The organism is Arthrobacter sp. AB6, assembly GCF_031844545.1.
Classification (GTDB): Bacteria; Actinomycetota; Actinomycetes; order Actinomycetales; family Micrococcaceae; genus Arthrobacter.
In genome coordinates, this window is record NZ_JAUZVL010000025.1 from 37420 (window position 1) to 60922 (window position 23503).

The 23503-nt window shown below is 66.0% G+C and carries 24 protein-coding genes; 11 read left to right on the forward strand and 13 right to left on the reverse strand.

Going from position 1 to position 23503, the window contains the following annotated elements; translation table 11 throughout:
* The first annotated feature begins 68 nt into the window (after positions 1–68).
* From Q9R30_RS16510 to Q9R30_RS16525, 4 genes are all read left to right on the forward strand, one after another.
* Entirely contained in the window at positions 69–2051 is a 1983-nt protein-coding gene (locus Q9R30_RS16510; RefSeq protein ID WP_104998773.1) for an APC family permease, read from the forward strand.
* Positions 2052–2140: 89 nt separating this feature from the next.
* Positions 2141–3520 carry a TrkH family potassium uptake protein gene (locus Q9R30_RS16515; RefSeq protein ID WP_104999822.1) on the forward strand — a complete coding sequence of 460 codons (1380 nt, stop codon included), beginning with the start codon at positions 2141–2143 and terminating at the stop codon, positions 3518–3520.
* 117 nt (positions 3521–3637) lie between these two features.
* Positions 3638–4102 carry a response regulator gene (locus Q9R30_RS16520; protein WP_311218267.1) on the forward strand — a complete coding sequence of 155 codons (465 nt, stop codon included), beginning with the start codon at positions 3638–3640 and terminating at the stop codon, positions 4100–4102.
* A gap of 67 nt (positions 4103–4169) precedes the next feature.
* Positions 4170–4517: a hypothetical protein gene (locus Q9R30_RS16525; protein WP_311218268.1), complete on the forward strand. Its 348-nt coding sequence runs from the start codon at positions 4170–4172 to the stop codon at positions 4515–4517.
* Between the two features lie 128 nt (positions 4518–4645).
* On the opposite strand, the gene Q9R30_RS16530 is transcribed toward Q9R30_RS16525, so the two are convergent.
* The 4 genes from Q9R30_RS16530 to Q9R30_RS16545 all read right to left on the reverse strand — a co-directional run bounded on the left by Q9R30_RS16530 (position 4646) and on the right by Q9R30_RS16545 (position 8044).
* Positions 4646–6421, reverse strand: coding sequence for an EAL domain-containing protein (locus Q9R30_RS16530; protein WP_311218269.1), 1776 nt, complete (start codon positions 6419–6421; stop codon positions 4646–4648).
* The gene (locus tag Q9R30_RS16535; protein WP_104998777.1) at positions 6418–7254 is read right to left on the reverse strand and encodes an alpha/beta fold hydrolase; all 837 of its coding nucleotides are present in this window, start codon (positions 7252–7254) and stop codon (positions 6418–6420) included. Before Q9R30_RS16535 ends, Q9R30_RS16530 begins: the two co-directional genes overlap by 4 nt.
* Before the next feature lie 104 nt (positions 7255–7358).
* Entirely contained in the window at positions 7359–7565 is a 207-nt protein-coding gene (locus tag Q9R30_RS16540) for a helix-turn-helix transcriptional regulator (protein ID WP_104998778.1), read from the reverse strand.
* Positions 7565–8044, reverse strand: coding sequence for a DUF2975 domain-containing protein (locus tag Q9R30_RS16545; RefSeq protein ID WP_311218270.1), 480 nt, complete (start codon positions 8042–8044; stop codon positions 7565–7567). Before Q9R30_RS16545 ends, Q9R30_RS16540 begins: the two co-directional genes overlap by 1 nt.
* Positions 8045–8317: 273 nt before the next feature.
* On the opposite strand from Q9R30_RS16545, the gene Q9R30_RS16550 reads away from it, so the two are divergent.
* The 4 genes from Q9R30_RS16550 (at position 8318) to Q9R30_RS16565 (ending at position 11496) form a co-directional block, all read left to right on the forward strand.
* Positions 8318–9073: an NAD(P)H-binding protein gene (locus Q9R30_RS16550; RefSeq protein WP_311218271.1), complete on the forward strand. Its 756-nt coding sequence runs from the start codon at positions 8318–8320 to the stop codon at positions 9071–9073.
* A 225-nt stretch (positions 9074–9298) separates the two neighbouring features.
* Positions 9299–10045: an ANTAR domain-containing protein gene (locus tag Q9R30_RS16555; RefSeq protein WP_311218272.1), complete on the forward strand. Its 747-nt coding sequence runs from the start codon at positions 9299–9301 to the stop codon at positions 10043–10045.
* A 292-nt stretch (positions 10046–10337) separates the two neighbouring features.
* Positions 10338–10538, forward strand: coding sequence for a hypothetical protein (locus Q9R30_RS16560; RefSeq protein ID WP_158677254.1), 201 nt, complete (start codon positions 10338–10340; stop codon positions 10536–10538).
* Positions 10539–10722: 184 nt separating this feature from the next.
* The gene (locus tag Q9R30_RS16565) at positions 10723–11496 is read left to right on the forward strand and encodes a GAF domain-containing protein (RefSeq protein ID WP_311218273.1); all 774 of its coding nucleotides are present in this window, start codon (positions 10723–10725) and stop codon (positions 11494–11496) included.
* Here the strand turns inward: Q9R30_RS16565 and Q9R30_RS16570 are convergent.
* Both Q9R30_RS16570 and Q9R30_RS16575 read right to left on the reverse strand, forming a co-directional pair.
* Entirely contained in the window at positions 11493–12704 is a 1212-nt protein-coding gene (locus Q9R30_RS16570; protein ID WP_104998782.1) for an acyltransferase, read from the reverse strand. The two genes, Q9R30_RS16565 and Q9R30_RS16570, sit on opposite strands and share 4 nt — an antisense overlap.
* Positions 12705–13011: 307 nt before the next feature.
* Entirely contained in the window at positions 13012–13446 is a 435-nt protein-coding gene (locus Q9R30_RS16575) for a hypothetical protein (RefSeq protein ID WP_311218274.1), read from the reverse strand.
* Positions 13447–13598: 152 nt separating this feature from the next.
* Between Q9R30_RS16575 and Q9R30_RS16580 the strand changes: the two genes are divergently transcribed.
* Positions 13599–14282, forward strand: coding sequence for a metalloregulator ArsR/SmtB family transcription factor (locus tag Q9R30_RS16580; protein ID WP_311218275.1), 684 nt, complete (start codon positions 13599–13601; stop codon positions 14280–14282).
* Between the two features lie 236 nt (positions 14283–14518).
* Here the strand turns inward: Q9R30_RS16580 and Q9R30_RS16585 are convergent, their stop codons facing one another.
* From Q9R30_RS16585 to Q9R30_RS16595, 3 genes are all read right to left on the reverse strand, one after another.
* Positions 14519–15415: a serine hydrolase domain-containing protein gene (locus tag Q9R30_RS16585; RefSeq protein WP_311218276.1), complete on the reverse strand. Its 897-nt coding sequence runs from the start codon at positions 15413–15415 to the stop codon at positions 14519–14521.
* A gap of 1008 nt (positions 15416–16423) precedes the next feature.
* Complete coding sequence (locus tag Q9R30_RS16590; RefSeq protein ID WP_104998786.1) at positions 16424–17122, reverse strand: hypothetical protein; 699 nt, start codon at positions 17120–17122, stop codon at positions 16424–16426.
* A gap of 93 nt (positions 17123–17215) precedes the next feature.
* The gene (locus Q9R30_RS16595) at positions 17216–18490 is read right to left on the reverse strand and encodes an EAL domain-containing protein (protein ID WP_311218277.1); all 1275 of its coding nucleotides are present in this window, start codon (positions 18488–18490) and stop codon (positions 17216–17218) included.
* A gap of 258 nt (positions 18491–18748) precedes the next feature.
* Between Q9R30_RS16595 and Q9R30_RS16600 the strand changes: the two genes are divergently transcribed.
* Together Q9R30_RS16600 and Q9R30_RS16605 are read left to right on the forward strand one after the other, a co-directional pair.
* Positions 18749–19642, forward strand: coding sequence for an SGNH/GDSL hydrolase family protein (locus tag Q9R30_RS16600; RefSeq protein WP_158677256.1), 894 nt, complete (start codon positions 18749–18751; stop codon positions 19640–19642).
* A 269-nt stretch (positions 19643–19911) separates the two neighbouring features.
* Positions 19912–20262 (forward strand): Hpt domain-containing protein, encoded by a 351-nt coding sequence (locus Q9R30_RS16605; protein ID WP_158677257.1) that lies wholly within the window; start codon positions 19912–19914, stop codon positions 20260–20262.
* Between the two features lie 56 nt (positions 20263–20318).
* Here the strand turns inward: Q9R30_RS16605 and Q9R30_RS16610 are convergent, their stop codons facing one another.
* The 4 genes from Q9R30_RS16610 to Q9R30_RS16625 form a co-directional block, all read right to left on the reverse strand.
* Positions 20319–20459: a hypothetical protein gene (locus tag Q9R30_RS16610; protein WP_311218278.1), complete on the reverse strand. Its 141-nt coding sequence runs from the start codon at positions 20457–20459 to the stop codon at positions 20319–20321.
* A gap of 113 nt (positions 20460–20572) precedes the next feature.
* Entirely contained in the window at positions 20573–21427 is an 855-nt protein-coding gene (locus Q9R30_RS16615) for an SGNH/GDSL hydrolase family protein (protein ID WP_311218279.1), read from the reverse strand.
* On the reverse strand, positions 21420–22352 hold the full coding sequence (locus Q9R30_RS16620; protein ID WP_104998791.1) for a lipid kinase: 933 nt from the start codon (positions 22350–22352) through the stop codon (positions 21420–21422). Before Q9R30_RS16620 ends, Q9R30_RS16615 begins: the two co-directional genes overlap by 8 nt.
* 120 nt (positions 22353–22472) lie before the next feature.
* A complete protein-coding gene (locus tag Q9R30_RS16625) occupies positions 22473–23288 on the reverse strand; it encodes an MBL fold metallo-hydrolase (protein WP_311218280.1) in 816 nt (271 codons plus the stop codon).
* Positions 23289–23503: the final 215 nt, after the last annotated feature.

Sequence of the window (23503 nt, forward strand, 5' to 3'; positions counted from 1 at the left end):
CAGCACAGTGCCGCGCCTGGAAACGGGGACCGTGTGCCCTCATCCGGCAGTAAAGAAAGACACGTCCCTTGACGGCTTCCGCCCAGTTCTCCATCCCCGCCACCGTTCCCAACCCCGAACGCGAGACAGTGCCCGGCAACGCGTTCACCCGCTGGCTGCTTGAGCACCGGGTGCACCAGCCTGTCGGCCCGGAAGCAGCAGAAGCCCATGCCCCGCAGCATCGCTGGTGGAAGGTCATGTGCCTCACCGGGGTGGACTACTTCTCAACCCTGTCCTACCTTCCCGGCATTGCCGCCCTGGCCGCCGGTGCGCTGTCTCCGCTCGCCACCCTGCTGATCGTGGCCCTGACCCTGCTCGGAATGCTGCCCATGTACAGGCGGGTGGCCAAGGAAAGCCCCCACGGGCAGGGGTCCGTGGCCATGCTCGAACGGCTCCTGCCGTTCTGGCGGGGAAAGGTCTTCGTGCTGATCCTGCTCGGCTTCGTGGCCACGTCCTGGATCGTCACCATCACCCTGTCAGCCGCCGACGCCACCGTGCACCTGCTCGAAAACCCGTTCCTGCCCCACTTCCTGGAAGGCCAGGCCGTCGCGATCACCGTGGTCCTGCTGCTGATCCTGGGCGGGGTGTTCCTCATGGGCTTCTCCGAAGCCGTGGCCGTGGCAATCCCGCTGGTGGCGGTGTTCCTGCTCATGAATGCCGTGATCATCGGGGCAGGAGTCGTCGAGATCTTCACTACTCCGGGCGCTTTGAGCGGCTGGACCGGCGCCCTCACCTCCTCCGGCGGAGGTTTGGGCGGGGTCATCGGCCCGGCCCTCATGGCATTCCCCCTGCTGGTCCTGGGGCTGTCAGGCTTCGAGACCGGCGTCAGCATGATGCCCCTGGTGGCGTCCAAAGGCGCAACTCCGGAGGAGAAGCTCGCCGGCCGGATCAAGAACACCCGCAAGCTCCTGACCGCAGCGGCGGTAATCATGAGCGTCTACCTGATCGGCAGCAGCTTCGTCACCACGGTGCTGATCCCTGCCGAACAGTTCCAGGCCGGGGGCGAAGCGAACGGCCGTGCGCTGGCGTACCTTGCCCACGAAAAGCTCGGCAACGGTTTCGGTTCCGTCTATGACATCAGCAGCATCCTCATCCTCTGGTTCGCCGGCGCCTCCGCGATGGCCGGGCTGATCAACATCGTGCCGCGCTACCTGCCCTCCTACGGCATGGCCCCGGACTGGTCCCGCGCCGTCCGCCCGGTGGTGCTGGTCTACACGGCCATCAGCATCCTGATCACCATCGGTTTCAAAGCGGACGTCAACGCCCAGGCCGGCGCCTACGCCACCGGAATCCTGGCCATGATGGTCTCCGGCGCCATCGCCGTCACCATCTCCGCCATCCGCCGGAAGCAGCGCGCGGCATCCATCGGTTTCACTGTGCTCACGCTGGTGATGCTCTATGCGCTGGCCGCCAACGTGATCGAGAAACCGGACGGCATCACCATCTCCGCGTTCTTCATCCTCGGCATCATTGCCATCTCCCTCGTCTCCCGCGTCAGCCGCACCACGGAGCTGCGCGTGGACAAAATAGAGTTCGACGACGGCGCGCGCCGCTTCATCAGCGACACGCTTGAGTACGACGGCAGGATCAACCTGATCGCCAACCGTCCGCAGGACCGGGACGGCGCCGAGTACAGGGACAAGGAAGCGGTGCAGCGGGAGAACAACCCCGTGCCCGGCACCGCTGATGTCATCTTCCTGGAAATCGACATCACCGACCCCTCCGAGTTCAGCGACACCCTGGAAGTCCGTGGCGTGGAAGTGGACGGCCACAGGATCCTGCGGGCCAACAGCCCTGCGGCCCCCAACGCCATCGCCGCGATCCTCCTTGCACTGCGCGACGGCACGGGTGTCAAACCGCACGCCTACTTCGAGTGGTCCGAAGGAAACCCCCTGGCCCACCTGATGCGCTACCTTCTCCTGGGCCGCGGGGACACCGCCCCGGTGGTCCGGGAAATCATTCGCGAAAACGAACCCGACCCGGACCGCCGCCCGGGCATCCACGTAGGATGAGCCTGCGCAGGAGCGGCCCGCCGCCGTCGAATTCCCCGAATGCCGGGAACCCCGGCACGGAACCGGCCAACGTCGCCGCAATCCAGAAGATGCTCCGGGACGCCAGGAGCGGGAAGGAAAGCAGAAAGGACAACTTTGTCCGCCGCCTGCTGACCCACCCCGTCAGGGCCGTCCCGGTGGCCTTCCTGCTGGTCATCTTCACCGGCGGGGCCCTGCTGATGATCCCGGCAGCCCGGCAGGACGGGGGCTCCGCGGAGTTCATCGACGCCCTGTTCACCTCCGTCTCCGCCGTCTGCGTCACGGGCCTTATCACCGTAGACACCGCCACCTACTGGACACCGTTAGGGCAGGGCATCATCCTGGGCCTCATCCAGGTAGGCGGGTTCGGCATCATGACCCTGGCAACGCTCCTGGCACTGCTGGTCCGCAAGAGCATCGGCCTGCGCGGCCAGCTCGTGGCCCAGTCCGAGACCCACACCCTGAACCTGGGGGACGTCCGGGCGGTGCTGCTCCGGGTGGCAAAAATCATGCTCACCTTCGAGGCCGCAACAGCCTTAATCCTGACCGCCCGGTTCTGGATCGCTTACGACCAGAACCCTGCCACCGCCCTGTGGCATGGGCTGTTCCATGCCATCTCAGCGTTCAACAACGCGGGCTTTTCCCTCTTCAGCGACAACCTGATCGGCTTCGCCGAAGACCCGTGGATCATCGTTCCGGTCTGCCTGGCCGTTATTGCCGGCGGGCTCGGCTTCCCGGTCATCATCCAGCTCACCCGCGCCGAGGTGGCGCCGAAGAACTGGTCTGTCCACCTGCGCCTGACCATCTACGGAACGCTGCTGCTCCTGGTGGCCGGTTTCGCACTGTTCGCGGCCTTCGAGTGGAACAGGAACGAAACCCTGGGCCCGCTTTCCCTGACGGGCAAGATCCTGGGCTCCTTCGCAGGCAGCGTCTTTCCCCGCACCGCCGGCTTCAACAGCATCGACTACGGTGCCGCTGCCCCGGAAACGCTGATGGTCACCAACATCCTGATGTTCATCGGCGGCGGAAGCGCCGGTACCGCCGGCGGTATCAAGATCACGACGTTCCTGGTGCTGGGCTTCGCCATCTGGAATGAAGTCCGCGGCCGCGACCAGGTGACCATCGCCCACCGCTCCATCAGCTCGTCCTCCCAGCGGCAGGCCCTGTCCGTCGCACTGCTGGGGATCGCCGCCGTCGTCATTGGAACCATGCTCCTGCTGATGTTCACGGACTACAGCCTGGAAAAGGTCCTATTCGAATCCATCTCCGCGTTCGCCACCGTGGGCATGAGCACCGGCATCACGTACGACCTGCCCCCGGCAGCGAAATGGGTGCTCATGGCGCTGATGTTCACCGGGCGCATCGGAACGGTGGCCGTAGCTTCCGCCCTGGCCCTGGCGGCCCGCCCGCGCCTGTTCCGGCTGCCGGAGGAACGGCCCATCATCGGCTGACCCCGCCAGCGCCGGTACGAGGATCCGGGTGGGAGCCGGAAAGAAATATGTCTCCTGTTTGCCCATGACCGGCATGCCAGCCTTAGACTTTTGGCAATTGCGAGAGCTGGGGGCCATGTGGAAGAACAGAGCGTTTGCCTGGTCATAGAAGATGACCCGGACGTCCGTGGATTGATCACCGCCGTGCTGGGCCGTGCAGGATTCAAGGTGCTGGCCGCCGAGTCCGGAGCCGAGGGAATTGCCGCGTGCACCGCCGCCGGCCCATCCCTGTCCCTGATTACCCTTGACGTCGGCCTGCCGGACATGGACGGTCATGAAGTTGCCCGGGCCCTGCGGGAAGTGAGCCAGGCGCCGCTGCTGTTCCTCACCGCCAGGTCAGAAGAAGAGGACGTCCTTTCCGGGATGGCATCAGGAGCCGCCGCCTACATCACAAAGCCTTTCCTTCCACGGGCTTTGAAGGAAGCGGCCCTCGGCCTGGCGGGCGCCAGGACCATACAAAGCTTCCGGCAACGGGGAAACCCTAACCGTTGTAATAATGGCCCTGGTGTTGCGTCCATCACATTCAGCCCCTACTCTGATTGAGGCTTAAGAAACAGGCCATAGCAAGAAGCTGCAGCGTCGCAGCCAATGCCGGGGAAGGCTTTACAACTTGAATTCCAAGCTGAACATTGTTGTCCGTGTAGATCTCGACCACGCCAGGGCCTTGGTGATCGCCAAGGGGCACGTCACCATCCACAGCGTCAACGCCCTTTATGTAGTAGTTAAACGCGCCAATTCCTTGCGGAATGGCCTCGACCTGGAGCTGGATATTTCCCACGCCCGGGTGGACCCGGAAGCGCTGGAAATGCTCCATGCGTCCTCCGCAACACACCACCTGCCGGCCAAGATCGATCCGGAGCAGGCACCCTGTACCATCAGCGTCCTGGCACCGCGCGCAGACGCCGAGGCCGGCCGCCGCGCCGCTTATTCGACTTCGCCGGCCCTCATCGCCGCCTAGGCACCTAAGGCAACGGCACCCGAAGCGCCCAATCGTCGGGCCAGGGAGCCAGCCGCAACCTTATCCTTCGTGTTCCACGCCTGTGAGTGCAGCTGTATCCGAATAGACGGGTAGCTGCACTCCCGGCTTCACTGAAAGTCCTTGCCACCCCCAAGGTGTGCATCCAGCCATTCCTTGAGGCGCGGCGCCGGAAGTGGGCGGCTGAAATGGAAGCCCTGGGCAAGATCGCAGCCCATCTCCTTGAGGGTTCGCAACTGGCCGGACGTTTCCACTCCTTCGGCAACGGCCCGCAGGCCCACCGCATGCGCCAGCTCTATGCAGCTGCCCACGATCGCGGCGTCTCCGTGGTCCGAGTCCAGTCCGCCTATGAAGGAGCGGTCGATCTTCAATTCGTCTATCGGGAATTTCTTCAGGTAGGTCAGGCTGGAGTAGCCGGTGCCGAAGTCGTCGACGGCAAGGCCCACGCCCAGCTTCTTGAGGGCAGTCAGCGACTCGAGGGCGGCGCCGGGATCCGCCATCAGGGCTGTTTCCGTGATTTCCAGGAGCAGTACGGCAGGGTCGATCCGGGCAAGCCGGAGGGCATCTTCCACCATCGTCACCAACCCGGGGTCATTCAGCTGCCGGGCTGACAGGTTGACCGCAACGTCGAGCTCCGCGGCACGGCGCCCCTCGCGGCGCCAGCTGGCTGCCTGCCTGAGGGTTTCATCCAGGACCCACGCGCCCAGGGGCCGCACCAGGCCTGATTCCTCGGCCATGGTGATGAATTCCGACGGCGGCAGCAGCCCGCGCGTCGGGTGCTGCCACCTGACCAGCGCCTCCACTCCGCTGGCATGGCCGGTACGCAGGTCCACGCGAGGCTGGTAGTGGACGCGCAGGTCACCGTCACTGATCCCCCGGCGCAGCTCTCCGAGGGCGCGGAGCCGGTCCACGGTGGGGTCTGATTCCGCGTGCTGGTGAATCTCCCAGCGGTTGCGGCCGAGCGCCTTTGCGCGGAACATGGCGATATCGGCACGGCGGACAAGGTCGTCCAGGTTTTCCGGCTCATTCCCGGACACCGCCACTCCAATGCTGGCGGAGGTAACGATCTCCAGGCCCTCGAGCAGGATCGGGGCGCTGAGGACGTCCAGGATCCTGGCCGCGAGTACTGTTGCTTCCTCGGCGGACCCGAACACGTCCAGCACCAGGAACTCGTCCCCGGAAAGCCGCGCCACGGTGCGCGATTCGCCGGCGGCCGGCGCCAGGCGCTGTGCCACGGACTTAAGGAGCTCGTCCCCTGCGGCGTGGCCAAGGCTGTCATTCACGGCCTTGAAATGGTCAAGGTCAACAAAAAGGGCAGCCAAGGTGCCGCCGCCTGGCGGGCGATCCGCCAGGACCGTCTTGAGCTTGGCTTTCAGCCCCGCCCGGTTGGGGAGCCCGGTCAGGGCATCGTGGAACGCGAGGTGCTGCAGTTCCGTTTCGGCCTGCGCCCGCCGGGCTTCGGATTCCTCGGCCTCCCGCAGGGCGGACACCAGTTCCTTTTCGTACATCCGGCGTTCGTGGGCGCTGAAGATGATGACGCGGACACTGGCGGCATGTTGCGGGGAGCCGGGAGACCTCGAGGCCGAGAGCAGCGCGGCGCGGCGCCGTCCGTCAGCGGCAATAATCTCTACGGCTATTTCCGAAATGGCTCCGGCAATGCCCAGCTGCGGAATACAGTGCGTGGAATATAGCATTTGGTCGCCGACGGGCATCAGGGACTGCAGCCGGGTTCCCAGGAGTTCCGTAGGGGCATAACCCGACCACTGCGCAAAGGTTTCATTGACCGCGGTGATACTCCCGCCGTCGTCCGTTACCAGGTAGCCGCACGGCGCCTTGTGGAACAGTGACTCGAAGTCCGCCGGCCCGCCGGCCTGGGCGCCGGTCACGGGCCGGTGGCAAGGTACTGCCGTATGGCCCCCGCTGTTGCCTCCGGTGCGCTGACGTGCGGACAGTGTCCGGTGGCCTTGAGGTGCACCAGCGAACTGCGTTCCAGCTGACGGTTCAAGTAGGTTCCCACTTCGGGCGGCGCGAGCAGATCGTCGGAGCACTGCAGGATCAGGCTGCTGGTGCGTACTTTCCCGAGTTCATTCCGGGTGTCGGAGAGGAACGTAACCCTGGCGAAGTGCCGCGCGATGGAGGGGTTGGTCCGGCAGAAACTGCCGCGCAGATCCTCGGCCAGTCCGGGTTCGTCCGGGTTGCCCATTACCATCGGCGCGAGGGCCGCCGCCCACGCAAAGTAGTTGCTGTCCAGGGAGTCCAGCAGGCTTTGGATGTCCTCCCGCGAGAATCCGCCCACATAGCCGTCGGAAGGGTCGTTCGTGTAGCGGGGCGACGGCGCCACCAGGATCAGGTGGGAGAAGCGGCCGGGCTCCTGGACCGCCGCAAGTACGGAAATCATTGCGCTGACACTGTGGCCGACGACGATGACGTCCCTCAGGTCAAGGGCCGCGCAGATTTCCAGTAAGTCAGCCGCATAGCCGTCCAGGGATCCGTATTTGGTGCGGTCGTAGGCAGAGGCGTCCGAGCGTCCGGCGCCCACATGGTCGAAGAGGACCAGCCGGTAGTCATCGGCGAAATACGGCAGGAGCCTGCGCCACATGTCCTGGTCGCAGCCGAAACCATGCGCAAACAGCATCACCGGCCCATCAGGGCGGCCGGACAGGGTGATGTTGTTCCGGCGGATAACCGGCGAAACCATTGCAGGTGCCGCTTCGACCATGTGCTCACCAACCGTAAGTAGCCTGACCTATTCCTGCCTCAGATACTATCGGCGGGACGTCCAGGAATCCTAGGATTCCACGCCACAGGCATCACGGCGCAGCTCTAGTCCTCCACGAACTCCAGCAGGTCGCCGGGCTGGCACTCAAGGACCCGGCACATCGCTTCCAGCGTGCTGAAGCGGACCGCCTTGGCACGGCCGTTTTTCAGGACCGCAACGTTGGCGGGCGTGAGGCCCACGCGTTCGGCAAACTCCCCCACGCTCATCTTCCGTTTGGCCAGTTCGACGTCGATGCGCACCACTATGGGCATCAGATGACCGCTTCCATGTCCGCGCGGAGGTCAGTAGCCTGCCGGAGCAGGGCGCGGAGCACCACCACCACAAGGCCCAGGGCGGCGCCGGCCACCAGGACCAGCAGCAGCAGGAGTGGCAGTCCGGGATCGTCGGCATTGAGGACCACGACGGCGGCGAGCGCGGCGAGCATGGTCCAGCCGGCCGCGATTGCCCACACAATGGCAGTTACCCACACCAGGGCGCCGCGGCTGAAGATCCTGTCCTGCTTGACAAGGGTCAGCAGCTTCCACGTGCTGACGATCACCACCTGGACGCAGGCCACCTCCAGGATGAAGAACATGGTCAGCGGCCACTGCAGGTGCGCCCGCTCCGGGTTCTCCTGCGCCATATGGGCGAACTGTCCGGGAATGGACATGACCTGGAACAGGACCAGGAGGAGGAAGGCGGCAACGAGCACCATCCTAAGGGCAGTGACGGCCAGGCGGGTGATTTGCATGTATCGAGTTTCGGCTACTACCTATCGAAAGTCAATTGAAATGGGTTTCGGGGGACCCCGGAGGGTGAATGCCGCGGATCAGGGAAGCAGTTGGGCCCTGCGGAACCGGAGCTCCCTTCGGGCGCCATTGAGCGGTGATCCTGTAGAAGGCACGGGTCCAGGCCGATGCCCTCGGCTGCTTTGAGGGCGTGGGCATTGGGTCGTCGCCATAGAGCAGGAAATAACCTTCCGGTGAGCAAACCATCCATCGAGGTAATTACGTAGGATTTCTCCATGAGGATCGCCGTTGCAGGGGGAACCGGTACTGTCGGGCGCCACGTGGTAGCCGTAGCGAAGGAGCGCGGCCACCACGTCGTCAGCCTGAGCCGTGCGGAGGGCGTGGACCTGGTGAAGGGGCACGGCCTGGCCCAGGCCCTCGCCGGTATGGACACCGTGATCGACGTCTCCGGGATCCAGACCACCTCCACCAAGCAGGCCGTGGACTTCTACACCAATGCCACCCAGAACCTGCTCGCGGCGGAACAGGAAGCGGGCGTGCAGCACCACGTGGCACTCTCCATCGTAGGGATCGACGGCGTCACGTCCGGCCTGTATGCGGGAAAGCTGGTGCAGGAGGACGAGGTCCGCCACGGCGGCGTCCCGTGGACCCTGCTCCGCTCTACCCAGTTCCACGAGTTCGTCCCGCTGACGGTGAAGATCGGGACGGTGGGCCCGCTGGTGGCCGTTCCAAAAATGTTCACCCAGCCCGTAGCTGCCCGTGAGGTGGCCGAGGCCCTGGTGGACGCCGCGGAGGCGGGACCGCAGGGACGGATCAATGACCTCGGGGGGCCGCGGGCCGAGGAACTCGCAGACCTCGTGCGCTCCTATCTCGCGAAGACCGGCGAGCGCAAAAAGGTTCTGGAGGCAGTGCTGCCAGGCCGGATGGGCAAAGCCATGCGCAGCGGCGCGCTGATCCCGGCGCCGGGTGCCGCCGTCGGACGCCAAACATTCCAGCAGTGGCTGCAAGCCAGCGATCCGGACGCCGGATAGCACCTCCAACTCCGGGCCCGAGTCCGAGAAGGGCGCCTACAACTCCGCCTCCGCCCGGGGAAAGGGCTGGTCCGGTCCGTTCAGTGCGCCAAGCAAGTAGTCCAACTGCCGGGCAGGAAAAATAGAGTACCTGCTACTCGTGCCCTTTCCGTGCCGCTCCACTAAGTTCAGGGAAAGCCCGCGCTTCGGCAAGGCGCAGGCCGGAACGTGGACGGGGGCAAAAGCGTGGCAGCACATCCGGCGACTGACGGCAGGCGCCAGGACCGGCCCGGGTTCCTGCTGGACCTCATAACCGGGATGGACACAGAACTGGACTCCCTGCAGCGGCTGACCGAGGCCGCTGCGAAGGCGGTGGAGGGGCCGGCCGGGCCAGGGCTCGACTGCGCCGCGGTGCTGGCGCGCGGCGGGTGCACCCCGGTCACTGCCGGGAGCAGCATGGCCGCATCCGAACTGGCGGCATCGGAGGACCGGTACGGGGACGGGCCCTTGATGCAGGCCCTGAGCACTGCCGCCGCGGTGGCGGTCGACGGCGACACGTCGGTGCGGTGGCGGACGTATCGCCGGCGGCTCGCGGATGCCGGGTATTGCGGTGCCGTGGCCGTCCCGTTGGGGCTGGCCGGCGGCACATCCTGCGCCCTGGTATTCCTGGGGCGCACCGCCACCGGGCTCCCGCAGAGCCTGTTGGCCGAGGCCAAATGGTTTGCCGGGGTGGCAACGCACAGCATGCGGCTGGCCCTTGAGGTGCGCAGCGTCCGGTCCGCCGGAGACAACCTCAAGTCTGTGCTGGAAAGCCGCACCTCCATCGACGTGGCGTGCGGGGTGATCATGGCGCAGAACCGCTGTACGTACCCCGAAGCCTTCATCAAGCTGGCCAGCGCGTCGCGCCAGCGGAACCTCAAGGTCCGCAATGTCGCCGAGAACATCCTCAAGGCGCTGCCCAGCGGCGCTCCGGCGGCCAGGTTCGAATCCTGAGGCAGGGCCCCCGGCCCGACGGAGCAGCCGGGCTGGCCGGGCAAGGGGAAAGCCCCTCATGGGAGGGGCTTTCAACGTAGTGGTCAATTGTCTTCTGGTTACGGTCAGTGGTGATGCGCTACCCCCTCCCAGACGCCCCCCGGCGCCCATCTGGACTATGACAGACATGACTTTAATAACCTGCGCCGCGGAAGTAAACAACAAATTAAAAGTCCCCGCACTCCCGCTGCGGATTTCCACGCGTTTGGGGACTTTTACTTGTGCGAAACAGGCCCGACCGTATTATTCATGCATGTGGACCAAACAGCACCAGGCCCTTTGCATTACGTGCGGCAGGAACACCAACCACGTGACGCACTATAAGAAGGACGACGGCGGCGGCCCGCTGACCGCCGAGGTCCAGTGTGCTGAGCACCGCGAAGCTCCCCCGGCCGCCCGTAGCGGGCAGTACCAGGCTGCGTGGCTGGCGCAGACGGCCGAGCCCGCTGCCTGACCTCCCGCCGCCGCTGCAAGGCCCTGGCCTGGCGTGAAGGACGCTCCGCTGCGGCGGCACAATGTGGACATCATCCTCTGCTGGTTTAGGGGCATGCGAAATTAGTAAGTAGACTGATTAGCATGGCCTGTAAATCAGCACGGCGGCATGGGTTGGATGCGCCTGCCATGCCCGGGCGCACAGCATGAGCGACGATTCAGAGCGGCGGCTCAAGCTTGCGGCCATGGTTGTTGCCGGCTTGGACCCGGCGCACGTCTGGCCGACCTACTTTGGCGGGCGGCCCTTTTCCGATCTTGAGCTGCATGCCTACCTTCACGGCGCACTGTCTTTGCCCGAATTCGAACGGGGCTACAGTGCCGGCTCGGGGCCCGCAGCGGCGCAGCCGCCGGGCAAGGGACCCCGGCACGGGCGTGGACGTGCCGGCGAGGATGCGCTGGCCGGCCTGGGAGCTGCGGGCAGGTTCCTCCTGACGCCTGAAAGGGCGGAGGAGGAACGGCTACAGTCCCTTCGGGAGACCGACCTGCTCCACGGAGGCACAGTGGAAATCTTTGACCAGGTTGTGGAAACCGCCAAGGACTATTTCGGCGTTGGCGCTGCGTCACTGTCCCTGATCGCCGAAAATACCCAGTTCCTCAAGTCCGTGGTGGGCCCCCTTCGCGAGGAGACGCCCCGGGAGGTCGCGCTGTGCACGCATACCGTGCGGCTGAACACGATGCTGATCATCAACGACACCCTCACCGATGACCGGTTCGCCACCAACCCGCTCGTCATCGGGGAACCCTTTATCCGGTTCTACGCCGGTTATCCCCTGCACGGGCCGCGCGGCTGGAACATCGGAACGCTGTGCGTCATCGACCAGCGCCCCCGGGCATTCAGCGCCTCGGACCAGCAAGTGCTCCGCACACTGGCCACCATCGTCCAGAACAACATCAACGCCCGCACTGACGCCGCAGGCTAGGATTCCCGGCCTGCTGACACCAGTTCGGGCCGGCGGTCCGGTGCCGGTGCGGAATTTCGCGCCGCTTCCGGAGATGAACGGACGACGGCGGGCTCCAGCCTTGTATTTGCCCAGCGGCGGACGGGCGCCTCCACCAGGCGGTGGGACGCATAGGCGAGCAGCACGGTCACCGCTGCGGCCAGCGGCACGCGGAACCACAGCGAGGGAACGAGCGGCATCAGCAGCAGGTAGACGGGCAGGTGCCAAAGGTAGAAGGCGTAGGAGAGGTCGCGGCCGGGACCGGCAAGCCACGGGTGGCTGAGGACACGGGCGGCGCAGCCCGCCGGCTGCAGGATGAGCGATCCGATCAGGACGGCCGCCAGCAGGGACAGCACGGCGGGCCCGGCGGTCCAAAAGGCACTGAACCAGGGGCCGGGGGTGTCCGGCTCCTTCAGCAGGAACACGGCGGCCAGGAGGACGAGCCCGGCGGCCGGTCCGGCCCAGCGCGCCGCCGCCAGGAGGCTTGCGTGGAACCGGGATCCCGGTGTGATGGCTGTGAACACGAGGGCCAGGGCGCAGCCGATCAGCAGTTCGTCGGCCCGGGTGTCCGGCCCGTTGTAGAGGCGGTTCAGCGGCGCCCCGAGCAGGACCAGGACGAACCGTTCCAGCAGGAACGCCGCAGCCAGGCCTGCGGTGATCCAGGCGACCGTGCGGACCTTCCAGAACCGCAGGAGCACCAGCAGGAGCAGCGGCCACACCAGGTAGAACTGCTCCTCGACGGCCAGGGTCCAGGTGGGGCCAAGGGTTTCACCTGCCACGGAGTCGCCGAACATTCCGAAGCGGGCCAGGTTCATCACGTACGCGGCGGCCGGGAGGACGAACCCTTCCTGGCCGGCCCACTTTGACGCCGGGAAGGCCACGCCCACACTGAGGATCACTCCGCACAGCGCCAGCAGGGCGGGCCACAGCCGGGCCAGCCGCTTTGCGTAGAAGACGCCCAGCCGCAGCCGGCCCGTGGCCAGGTGCTCCTTCATGATGAGGAGGGTGATCACAAAGCCGCTGAGCGTGAAAAAGACGTCCACCCCGATGGAGCCGCCCGGCACCAGGGTGGTTGCCGCGTGGAAGAAAAACACCCCCGCCACGGCAACAGTCCTGAGCCCGTCGAGGGCGTGCTTGCGCCCGGCGATGAGGCTTGTTTCCGGTATCGCGTTACGTTCTGGGGCTGACAAATTTCCGCTGCTTGACCTAAAAACCACCAACCCAGCATATATAACGTTTCCGTAACTGCGCTGGGTGCTGGCTGGACGCAGCCTCGGTACGGCATGCCCGCGGGGACGATGGACGGTCCGGAAAAGGAATCCGTGGGCGCCCAGGACACCGCAGGCCAGGGTCAACCGGCTCAGGGCACGTCCGCTAAGGAAGCAACGTCCGGGATGATGCCGGCCGGAGGCATGCCGGCAACCCTCCGGCCAGGCACCCAGGGTGACGTACGACGGCGGCACGCGTCCGCCGTCGTACGTCACTTTCGAGCCGGCGTCAGTGGTGCTCAGCCGCGGAGCTTCGCATTCCGCTGTAGGCCGCCACGACCCCCACCAGGAAAATGAGCACGGCGAGGTAGATCAGGCCGAGGTGCCCCAGCGTGGCCAGGCCCCACGGGTAATGTGCGGGGAGGGCCACTGCGAGCCCAACGATCGGGACGGTGACCGCGGTGGCGAAGGCCCACCGTTCTCCACGGCGCACCCCGAACCAGGACAAGCCTGCGACAGCCAGGCCGGTTGCCGCAATGAAGCCGCTGACCGCGATGTGCAGGTGGCTGATGTAGTGGTACAGCTGCGGGCTGAACGCCTCGATCTCCGCCTTCCCCTTGTCCACCTGCTCGGGCCCGATGCCCAGTTCGAGGAAGGCGTCCGTGAAGTTCATGATCAAAAAGACCACGGCGTACCCCACGAAGGCCAGCCCGGCCAAAGTCATGAGGCCCGCTCCTGTCCGGAGCCGGGACTCTTGCTGGTGTGGCGTCTGGATGGTGGACATGGCCACCACCCCCTTTCTTATTCAAGTAGGTACTTGAATAAGAAACCCGTCGAGGTAGGCTTGTCAAGAGATATCTTGAATAGGAGGCGCAGATGGGCGACCAGCAGGACAAGGATGCGCTCTACGACGTCCTTGTGGAAGCTGCCAAGGCAATAGGGAACGGCCGGAGGGCCCAGCTCATCGATGTCCTCGCCCAGGGCGAGCGGCCGGTTGAAGAGCTGGCAGCAGAGATCCACCAGAGCATGGCCAACACATCCCAGCACCTGCAGCGCCTGCTGCGGGCCGGCCTCGCCTCCTCACGGCGTTCGGGGACGCGAATCTACTACTCCCTCGCCAGCCCTGCAGTGGAACGGCTATGGCGGGCACTTCGGGAGGCAGCCGAAACGCACGCCGGGCATCTGGGCGAGCTCGTCCGCGCCTACGTCGGCGACCGCGCCGACCTGAGCATGATCACGCGCGACGACCTGCTGCTGCGGCTGCGGCAGGGCGACGTCGTGGTGCTGGACGTGCGGCCACAGCCGGAGTACAACGCCGGACATATCCCCGGTGCAATCTCCCTGCCCCTCCCGGACGTCAGGTCCCGGCTGCGGGAGGTCCCGCAAGGGAGCGAAATCGTGGCCTACTGCCGCGGACCGTACTGCCTGTTTGCGGACGAGGCCGTGCGGCAGCTCACGGACGAAGGACGCACTGCCGTAAGGCTCGAGGAGGGCTTCCCTGAATGGAAGGCGGCGGGGCTCCCGATCGAGCGACGCCCGGTTGCCTGGCCCGGAATTTGAGGAAGTCTTGGGACGTTCTTGACGCTAACTGCCGCTTCCCTTGAGGATGGCAGCCCAGACTAATCAGTGAAAGGCAGCGGCGCATGGGGGTGCGGCTGGAACTGGGTCCAGTAATATCGCGGCCTTGAGTCGGGAAACCGATGGGTCTCAGCGCTTGGCGGTGTCAGGGGCGGCACCGCCAAGCGCAACACCCGCGCATGGGCCGCCACAGCGGCGCGCGGCCGCCGTCGTACCCCTCACGGATCAGCCGGGCGTGCGGGTGCGCACATGCTGGCTGCTGTGGAACGGGCAGCCTCCTCCATCCGGGCAACGAGCGGCGGGACGGTGGACACGTCCAGTTCCGCCGGCGGCAGCGCCATGCCCACGGAGACCTGCTGCTGGCCGTCCAGCGAGGAAATGGACTGCACGTTGTACGCGCCTCCCCCGCCGTACACAAAGACGTGGCGCTGGCCGGGGCAGATCCCTTCCGTCTGCTGGAGTCCCCCCAGAACATACGGGTTTCCCTCCACCATTGACTTCCACGCCTCCATACTGACCAGCCGTCCCGCTGGTAGGGCGGCGAAGAATGCGTTCAGGTCTGCAACGGTGGAAATGATGCCGGCATCGCCGGACCCCGCGACGATGTCCGTGCGGGTGAAGTCAATCCTGTTTCCGCCGGCCAGCACGTAGCCGTGGAGCATGGGCTCCGGCGGCGGTCCCGGAACGGCAACCAGGGTGTTACCCATGCCTGCGGGCTCAAAGACGTCCGCGCCGAGGACATCGGCGAGCGCACGGCCATGGATCCGTTCCAGCATCCATGCCAGCACTTCCCAGTCGGTTGCGGACCACGCCGCCTCGGACAGCGGCCCAGGCGAGGCAGGCGTTCCGGCCGCGATCCTGAGCCTTTCTTCGAAGGTCAGCACGCTGGTCTGCAGCTCTTCCACCGTCCGGGTCCCGAGCAAGCGCGGAATGTAGTCCGGGAGCCCCGAGCGGCTGCCGAGCAGCTCCCGGATTGTGGTCCGCTGCCAGCCCGGGAAGATGGCGCCAAAGTCGGGCAGGTGATCGGAAACCGGTCGTCCAGGCGGATGGCGCCCTTCTCCACGAGCTTGAGGACGGACACGGCCACCATCGGCGCTCCGGCGCCTGAGATCCACAGCCTGTCCGCTGGCCGGGCGGGCTCACCCGAGTCCAGGTCCCTGGCCCCGGAGGCTTTTGCTTCCTCCCGGCCGCCGTTGCGCACATGGATGACCACCGCCGGCGCGCCGGCCTCCACGGCGCCGCGGGCAAAGGTTTCCAGCTCCGAGGTGGGGGCGGCCGGGGGCTCAGGACTGGGAGCGGCGGGATTAGGGGATGTGCACGCGCCGACCAGGACAGCGACGGCCACAGCTCCGATTGCGGCGGGACACAGCACCCGGAATTGAGGACCCATGGCGCGCGGTCAGCCCATTCCCGCGGGGCCTGCCCAGGTGCCGGGGGCGCCGGTCCCGCCTCCGCCGCGGTCATCGTCCTTACCGCAGCAACGGCATCGCTTGTACAGGCCGCCGTCTTCGGCGTGTTCCACATGCCAATCGTGGCGGATGTTCAATCTGCACATCAGGGCCTGCAACATGGCTTCTCCTCACTGAGAATTCCTGCCGTCCCCCACCGTTAAGTATGTTCCTCAGACACATGCCCGGAGTAGGCCCTGAATACTGCCGGTCTTGCTAAAGGTGAAAGCGGAGCGAAGGGGAAGGATATAGCACGCCGTTACAATGGCGGATATTGCCCTTAGCCTCCCGGAGGAACTCAATGCTGAACTACTTTCGCGAGCGGCAAGATGCCCTGGAAGCTACGTCGGGGCGGCGAATTTACAACTATTCCTCCGGGGCCCTGGTCCTTGCAGTCATGGCATTGGTTTTTGCGGGTCTTGCACCCGTATGGGTCTCCTGGGCGACTCTCCTGGCGTCTTGTTCCCTGGACGTCTTTCTGACCAGGAAATGGATTAGGGAAGATGCGCTAAGGGCTTTCCGGGCCCATCATGCGGTCTGATTTCCCGTACACCGGACGCTAGGGCGCAATTGAATTGACGCACCCGACTGGCTGTTTCCGATGCCCCGCCCTGGAGTGTTTTCAGGGGCTGTTGGATCTGGCCGCCCCCAGCAGCGGCCAGTCCCGCCTGGGGGTCAGCGCAGGACGCCGCAGACCGCCGGGTCGGTGGCTTCGGCCGGCAGGTCACCATTCAGTTCGCTTCCGCCTTCAGGGTCACTGAAGTTGTAGGTTCCGTTGCCGTCGTAGTCCAGCCCGTGGATCACGAGGACGCCTTCGCCGTCCCGGATGGAATCCGCGATCTGCTTGGCCGTCCCGAGTCCGCCGGCACCGGGGTAGCCTGTTCCGGCGACGTCGGTGAACTCGATGTTGTCCCGGCTGTAACTCAAGATCCCGTCGCGGGAGACGGGGAAGCGGGCCACATCGAGGAAGCTGGCCGGCGTGGTGTCCCCGGTGGTGTTCAGCGATACCACCACCGGGCCGTAGGCCGGTATGCCTTCAACGGTGTTGATGCGGCCGTCCAGGTTCGCGTCCTGGGCGAGGGTGGGGCACTCGTTCAGGGCGTCGTTGCCGTAATGGATGTGCTGGGCGTGGGGCGCGTCCGGCGTCAGGCCCTCAGCGTGGACCTCAATGTGTTCGATTTTCTGGTTTTTCACCACGGCCGTAGCGGTGCCGGACGCGCCGGATCCGTTCAGTTCGCTGAGCACAGCGGTGAGCGTCACCGACTTGTCCGACGATTTCCCGTTATTGGCCAGGACGGGGCCGGCACCCAGGGATACCACTGTGATTACTGCTGCTGCGGCGCCGCCAATGGCCAGTTTGGAATTTCTGTTCATTTTCTGCTCCCTACCGAGGGGCCGCCGAGGAGGTTCGGCGGTCTTCTGTGATTCGCAGCACAATGGCCCCGGGATGGGTGTGGTCCCCGCAGGCTATGGATGTTTGTGCCGCCCCGCCCGGCGGGTGGAGGGGCTGTGGTTAGAGCTTGTCCCGGACCACAGTTTCCATTCCTCTGTGGCTACAGTGGGCCTGCCCAGCAGGTAACCCTGGCCTGCGCCCATGCCCAGCTTCCGCACAGCCGCAAGCTCAGCCTGGGTTTCAATCCCTTCGGCAACGAGGGAAGCACCAATCTCTCCCGCGAACTTGACCATGGCGGCGCCCAAGGCCTGCAGGCCGGCGTCGGCATTGATGCCGGTGATGATGTCCCGGTCGAGCTTGATCAGGTCCGGCCTGAGCTCGACAATGTGGCGCATGGAGGCGAACCCTGCACCGGCATCGTCTACGGCGATCCTCAAACCTGCGTGCCGCAGTGGGGCCAATGCTTCTCCAAGCCGGCCGTAGTCGGCCACCCCATGGTGTTCCGTCAGCTCCAGCACAACGCGTCCAACCGGAATGGCGCTTCCCTGCACCACGCTGGATATCCGGTTATCAAGGCAGGCCCCGGGGGAAAGATTGACTGCCACGTAGAGGTCCTCCGGGAGGGACACCGCGGCGGACAGGGCCGATTGAAGCGCGATAATTTCCAGATCCACACCCAGTCCCACGGAGGCAGCCTCCACAAACCAGGCCTGCGGGGACATTCCGGGATCATCAGCGCTCAGGAACCTGGTCAGCGCCTCCGCGCCGATCACGGCGCCGGAATCCAGGGCTCGAATCGGCTGGAACGCCGTCAACAATGTTCGGGAAGAAAGCATGGCTTCCACCCCGGCGCGGGCTTCTTCGGCTGCAGCGTCATGGGCCGCCGGCACGTCCAGGGCACGCGTGGTCCCCTCGAAGCCGCACACCTGCCCCTGGCCGTCAAAGATGGGCCTGCCGGAAACCTCAACAAGGACCCGGCTGCCGTTCCGGTGACGGATCGCGGTCACGAGGCCGGTCCATGAGGAGTCATTAGCCTCCAGGCCCACCCGGTCCTGCAGCGCCCGGGCCAGGTCATCGGGTTCCATAACCTGGCTGAAGTGCTGGCCGAGGAGCTCGGAGGGGTCATATCCGATGAGCTCGCGGGACATTGGCCCGGAGAACGTGAACCTGCCGTCCGGGCCAATAGTCCACAACCATTCCCTGCTGGTGGCCAGCACAGCTTCCAGGAGACGGGACGTCCTGGAAGCGGCAGCGGATTTCCGGTTCTGCCTGCGCAGCAGTGTCCACGCCAAGTAGGCAGCAACCGGCGCAATCACGGCGGCGAGGACAACCGCTCCCCAGGGTTCCATCAGCAGGAGCGCCGATACGGATTACTACTGATTGGAGCCATGGTTCCCCCCGGAGACCAATTACTAACTTTGCTTGGTAATTCAATATAGCCTGACGGTATGCCCGTGCCAGTAACGCTGTAGTAACGCCGCGGAAGGTAGAGCTGGGCGGACCGCTCGACACATAAGCCAGAGGCCACGGCACCTGGCACTACGCCAGGGAGAAGAACATTGAAGAACCCGTCGTACAGAGAAACCCGGACCGCGCATTCTGAGCCAGTGGCAGGCCGAGGCGCCCGCTCCTGCAGGGGTATCGCGGGGCGCCTGGGGTTGCTGGCCGCCGTCGTCACCGGACTGGTGGCCGGCTCCGTCGCTGCGCCGGCAGCCGCGCAGGCCCCGGCACCGCTGGACTACGTCGCTTTGGGGGATTCCTATACCTCCGGCATCGGCGCCTCCCCTAATGTCACCATCTCTCCGCTCTACCCTGCCGGGCTGCAGCCGTGCTACCAGGCCTCGCCGGGCTACGCCGACGTGCTGGACGCGCAGGACGACGTGCAGCTCACGGCCAACGCCGCCTGCGCGGGCTGGACCGCCGCCATGGTGCCCATGCAGGTCCACGTGGCATCCGCGGCCGGAGTGCTGAACGCGGAAACGGACCTGGTGACCATCACCGCCGGCGGAAACGACGTTGGGTTCGGGAACCTGCTCGGAGCCTGCATGCGGTACCCCCTGGACATTTGTGCGGCGGAGGTCAAGGCCGCGGAAAGCGTTGCCCAGGCGGTGGTCCTCCCTGCCCTGACCGCTGCCTACGCAGCCATCCGCGCCCAGGCACCGAATGCCAGAATCGTGGCACTGGGCTATCCGCACCTGTTCTCGCCGGAGGTCGGGGCCAACGGCTACATCACCAATGAAGCGGCGAAGGTCTTCAACAAGGGCACGGACACCCTGAACAAGGTCATCAAGGAGGCGGCCAAGAAGTCCCCCGGCACCGTCTATGTCAGCGTCACGGACGAGTTCGCCGGGCACGGCGTCGGCTTGCCCGGTTCCTGGTTCTTTTTCGACCCCGCCGACCCCTTCAACGGCATGAATTTCCACCCGAATGCCACCGGCTACGCCCTGGGCTACGCTGACGCCATCATCCGCGAAGCGAAAGTCCCGGCCCTCAGCAAATGACGGGAAGGCACACCACCGACCGGCCGGCCGAGAATTGATGGAATGTTGATTCTGGGAACGGCGCTTTCTTGATGGTGGACCGCCAGAATCAAGTGGTTCGGCCGGGCCGCTGTGGCTCGGCCCGTCACTTGAACGGGGTAAACCTCATGGGTATCGGCGTGAAAATTGTGTCCGGTGAGGTCCGGGTCCCGCGGACTGTTGTTGCGGACAGCTCAGGCCCAGGGGCACGGACGGCTGGGCAAGCGCCAGCGTTGGACCTCGCGCAGCTCATGAAAATTGGCGACGATCTCAGCCCGGAAATCGCGCTCAGATTTCTGTCTGACTACCTGGGCATGATTCCTGGCCGCTGGTCCCGCATCCTCCTGGCCCTGGACGACGAAGACCCGGACGTGGTCCTGGACGCCCTGGTCAGTTTGCGGATCACCTCGTCCATGGCGGGCGCCTGGGAGGCAGAAGCGCACTGCCGGGAGTTGGAATCGCTGGTGCGTGCAGGATGCACTGCCAAAGCACGGGTGGAAGCCTCGAAGCTCGGCCCCAAGCTTGAGCGCCTCTTCTGCGCGGCCCCGGATCTACTGAAGCAGGCTCAGGGTAGCCTGCAGGTGCCGTTTTCCGGTAGGTAACGGCCGGCGCAGGAGAATCCCATGCGAGTCATGCCGCGGTTGGAACGTGCATCGGCTCAGCCACGCATCAGGACGTAGGCGGCCAGAACCAGGACCACCACCAAGACGACACCAAGGATAACCAGCGGCGGGCGGCCTCCTTTGGCCGGACCCGGCCCCCTGCGGCGCCCGTGCTTTCGTTCAATTACATTCGCCATGCGCAGACTCTACGCATCCCCTCGCTTCGGCGCCTGCGTATTGCCTACTCGTTTTACAAATTCCCACCACGTGGTTCGGGCGGCTTCGGGAGCCCTGGCGCCTGCCGCCCTCCTCAACGGGTCAAGCCGGCCCAGGATTCCAGGAACTTCCCGGCGATGTGGGCGTGGCCGGCGGTGTTGGGGTGGGCGCCGTCGGCGTCGAAACCCGGACTGTTGGCGCCCGTGAACCAGTTGCCCTCCACGGCGTCAATAAACGGCGCATTGACAGCCGCGGCGCCGGCGCGGACAGCGCTGTTCACGCCGCGCAGTTCCTCCGCCAGGGGCCGCGGCGCCGACGGTCCCAGCACCACCACTTGGACGCCCGGCCAGAACCTGCGGGCCGCCTCGATGGTCTGGGCAGTGGCGGCTTCCACTTCAGCTGGGTTACGGACGGCGGCATCGTTCTGCCCGCCCTGCAGTACCAGGACGTTGGGCACAAAGGCGGGGTTGGCGGCGATCCTCCGCAACCGGACTTCGTACTCTTCGCCCTGCTCGTCCTGCGCCCCGCCGCCCCAGGCGAACCCGGTTCCGCCCGCGCCGTCCACGGTGGCGGGGTAGCCGAGCTCCGCGGCAACAAGGTACGCCCATCCCTGGTCCGGCTGGTCCGCCCCCACCCCGGCTGTGTACGAATCACCGAGAATCAGCAGGACAGGCTCGGCGGGCAGCTCAATGCCCAAGGTTCCGGGCGTTGGAGGCGTGGCGGTACCCGTGAAAGCGGGCGACGGCGCCACGGAAGCAGTAGCCGACGGCGCGGCTGCCGACGGGCTCGCGGCCGCGGGACCAGCTTCGTCCGGGTTCCGGGGCCCCATCAGGGCAATGGCGGCCACCCCGAACGCCACCACGGCCAGCACGAAAAGTCCGCCGTACTTGAGCCAGTCCTGCCTGGACCTGAACGCACCGCCAGCCGGCCGGCGTCGCCCGCTAGCCATCGAACCGCGCACTGGTGCTGCTTGCCGGCACCACCACGTGCACGGCGTTGCGCTCGATGGTGAACTCCGCGGGCGTGTCCGTGGCGATCTCGCCGTCGAGGTTCACCGGCATGGGCGGTTCGGTGACCAGCCGGACCCGCCGGGTGGTCAGGTGGTACACCCCGTGGCGCTCCACGAAGCTGCCGTCCTTCAGCAGCCGCGCGATCCGCACGTGCTCGCGGAGCGGCGCTCCGGGGATTGCATAAATGTCGAGGAGGTGGTCATCAATCCCGGCCGTCGGCGAGACCGTGTTGCCGCCGCCGTAGTGCCGGCCGTTGCCCACCGCCACCTGCAGCATATCCTTGAGCTCCAGCGCGTCATGGTCCCCGTCCGGGAACTCGAGCCGGGCGCGGAACGGCCGGTGCCGGGCGTAGGCGCGCACGGCGGCCACGCCGTAGGCCGCCGGCCCGAGGTACCGCTTCAGGCGGGGGCTGAGTGTCTCGGTGACACCTACTGACAGGCCAACGGATGCAACGTTCAGGAAGGGCATGCCATTCGCCCGCCCCAGGTCGATGTCCACCACCTTCCCGCCGGCGAGCGCAGCGCAGGCCCCGGCAAGATCACCCGGTATCTCCAGCGTGCGGGCAAGGTCATTGGCGGTTCCCAGCGGCAGGACACCGAGTACGATTCCGGTCCCGGCGAGCCGGCCGGCGGCGTAGGAGACCGTCCCGTCACCGCCGCCAACAACCACCAGGTCGTGCCCGTCGGCAACCACCCGGTCCAGCATTCCGGGCAGCTCCGCGCCGGACAGCACGTGGTGCACGGAGGAGACGGGGAGGCCGGCCCGCTGCAGTGTGTCCGCTGCCAGCTCCGGCGCCGCCGCCCCCAGCCGCGCCCCGGCGTTTATTACCAGGGCAGCGGAGTTCGCCTCTCGGGCAACCTTCATGAGGAACATCCTAGGCGGGGCGGGCTGGGAAAACGCCGGGCGACCAGGCGGAAGGTACGCCCCGGACAACGGAAGAAGTACGACGGCGGCACGCGGCCGCCGTCGTACGTTCCACTATGGCTAGTGCTCGCGGCGGGTCTCCTGGAGCCTCTTAATGAACCAGCGCGACTGTTCCGGCCCGTAGGGCAGGACCGGGATGGCCTTGGTGGCATCGTCCGGGGTGTCGCGGATGGACTGGCGTGCCTGGCGGACCGCGGTGGTCAGAGTGTGGGCCATGGTCTTGACGAACTGGTCGCTGCACGGCTTCCCGTGCCCGGGGATCAGGAACTCGTAGCGGTGGCGGAGCGCGGAGATGTGGCGGAGCACGTCCGCCCACTCCTCCGGGTACGAATCCTCGAAGGACGGGTGCGCGCCCTGCTCCACCAGATCGCCCACGTAAAGCGTGGTGGGGGTGCCCACCAGCAGGTCACCGTCGGTGTGGCCCCGGCCCAGGTAGAACAGGGTGGCCGCCAGCCCGCCCAGGTCCACCAGCACAGGTTGGTCCCGCACGATGGCGTTGGGGACCACCAGCTCCACGTTCTGTCCTTCGCCGGTGGACATCTCCGGCTCGATTGTCCCCACGAACCGGCGCTGGAGGTCCCCGCGTTCATCGATCTCGCGGGCGCAGTTCTGGTGCGCCCAGAACTCGGTGACGCCGGCTTCCGCGAACACCGCGTTGCCGAAGAAATGGTCGTAATGTGCGTGGGTGTTGACCACCACGAGAGGCAGCTGGGTCTTTTCCCGCACCGCGTCCAGGATTTCCCTCCCCTGCCGGGGGCCGCAGCCGGTATCGATCACCATGGCCCGCTCGGACCCCACCACCAGTCCGGTGTTCAGCAGCGATCCTTCGGTGACCAGCACGTAGTTGTCCGCGCCGACTTCGAGCCATTCCGACATTGTTTCTCCGTACCTCCGGCAAAGCAGTGTGCGTTCGTCTAGGCGTTGATTGTACCCAGCATGCCTTGAAGTTCCCGGGACGCGCACGCATGCCGGTGGCCGGGCATGCCGGAAAAGCCGGGCAGTCCGTGCCTAGTTCCTGGCCCAGATGGCTACCCAGTCGACGTACACATGGCCGCTGGCGTCGGGTGCCGGGCAGCCTGTCAGGCAGGACT

Bases quoted from the DNA above. Each gene is read 5' to 3' on its own strand.
- Q9R30_RS16515 (WP_104999822.1), top strand. From the start codon at position 2,141: ATGCTCCGGGACGCCAGGAGCGGGAAGGAAAGCAGAAAGGACAACTTT.
- Q9R30_RS16535 (WP_104998777.1), bottom strand. From the start codon at position 7,254: ATGGTCGAAGCGGCACCTGCAATGGTTTCGCCGGTTATCCGCCGGAAC.
- Q9R30_RS16540 (WP_104998778.1), bottom strand. From the start codon at position 7,565: ATGCCCATAGTGGTGCGCATCGACGTCGAACTGGCCAAACGGAAGATG.
- Q9R30_RS16545 (WP_311218270.1), bottom strand. From the start codon at position 8,044: ATGCAAATCACCCGCCTGGCCGTCACTGCCCTTAGGATGGTGCTCGTT.
- Q9R30_RS16550 (WP_311218271.1), top strand. From the start codon at position 8,318: ATGAGGATCGCCGTTGCAGGGGGAACCGGTACTGTCGGGCGCCACGTG.
- Q9R30_RS16560 (WP_158677254.1), top strand. From the start codon at position 10,338: ATGTGGACCAAACAGCACCAGGCCCTTTGCATTACGTGCGGCAGGAAC.
- Q9R30_RS16565 (WP_311218273.1), top strand. From the start codon at position 10,723: ATGAGCGACGATTCAGAGCGGCGGCTCAAGCTTGCGGCCATGGTTGTT.
- Q9R30_RS16575 (WP_311218274.1), bottom strand. From the start codon at position 13,446: ATGACTTTGGCCGGGCTGGCCTTCGTGGGGTACGCCGTGGTCTTTTTG.
- Q9R30_RS16580 (WP_311218275.1), top strand. From the start codon at position 13,599: ATGGGCGACCAGCAGGACAAGGATGCGCTCTACGACGTCCTTGTGGAA.
- Q9R30_RS16590 (WP_104998786.1), bottom strand. From the start codon at position 17,122: ATGAACAGAAATTCCAAACTGGCCATTGGCGGCGCCGCAGCAGCAGTA.
- Q9R30_RS16595 (WP_311218277.1), bottom strand. From the start codon at position 18,490: ATGGAACCCTGGGGAGCGGTTGTCCTCGCCGCCGTGATTGCGCCGGTT.
- Q9R30_RS16605 (WP_158677257.1), top strand. From the start codon at position 19,912: ATGAAAATTGGCGACGATCTCAGCCCGGAAATCGCGCTCAGATTTCTG.
- Q9R30_RS16610 (WP_311218278.1), bottom strand. From the start codon at position 20,459: ATGGCGAATGTAATTGAACGAAAGCACGGGCGCCGCAGGGGGCCGGGT.
- Q9R30_RS16615 (WP_311218279.1), bottom strand. From the start codon at position 21,427: ATGGCTAGCGGGCGACGCCGGCCGGCTGGCGGTGCGTTCAGGTCCAGG.
- Q9R30_RS16620 (WP_104998791.1), bottom strand. From the start codon at position 22,352: ATGAAGGTTGCCCGAGAGGCGAACTCCGCTGCCCTGGTAATAAACGCC.
- Q9R30_RS16625 (WP_311218280.1), bottom strand. From the start codon at position 23,288: ATGTCGGAATGGCTCGAAGTCGGCGCGGACAACTACGTGCTGGTCACC.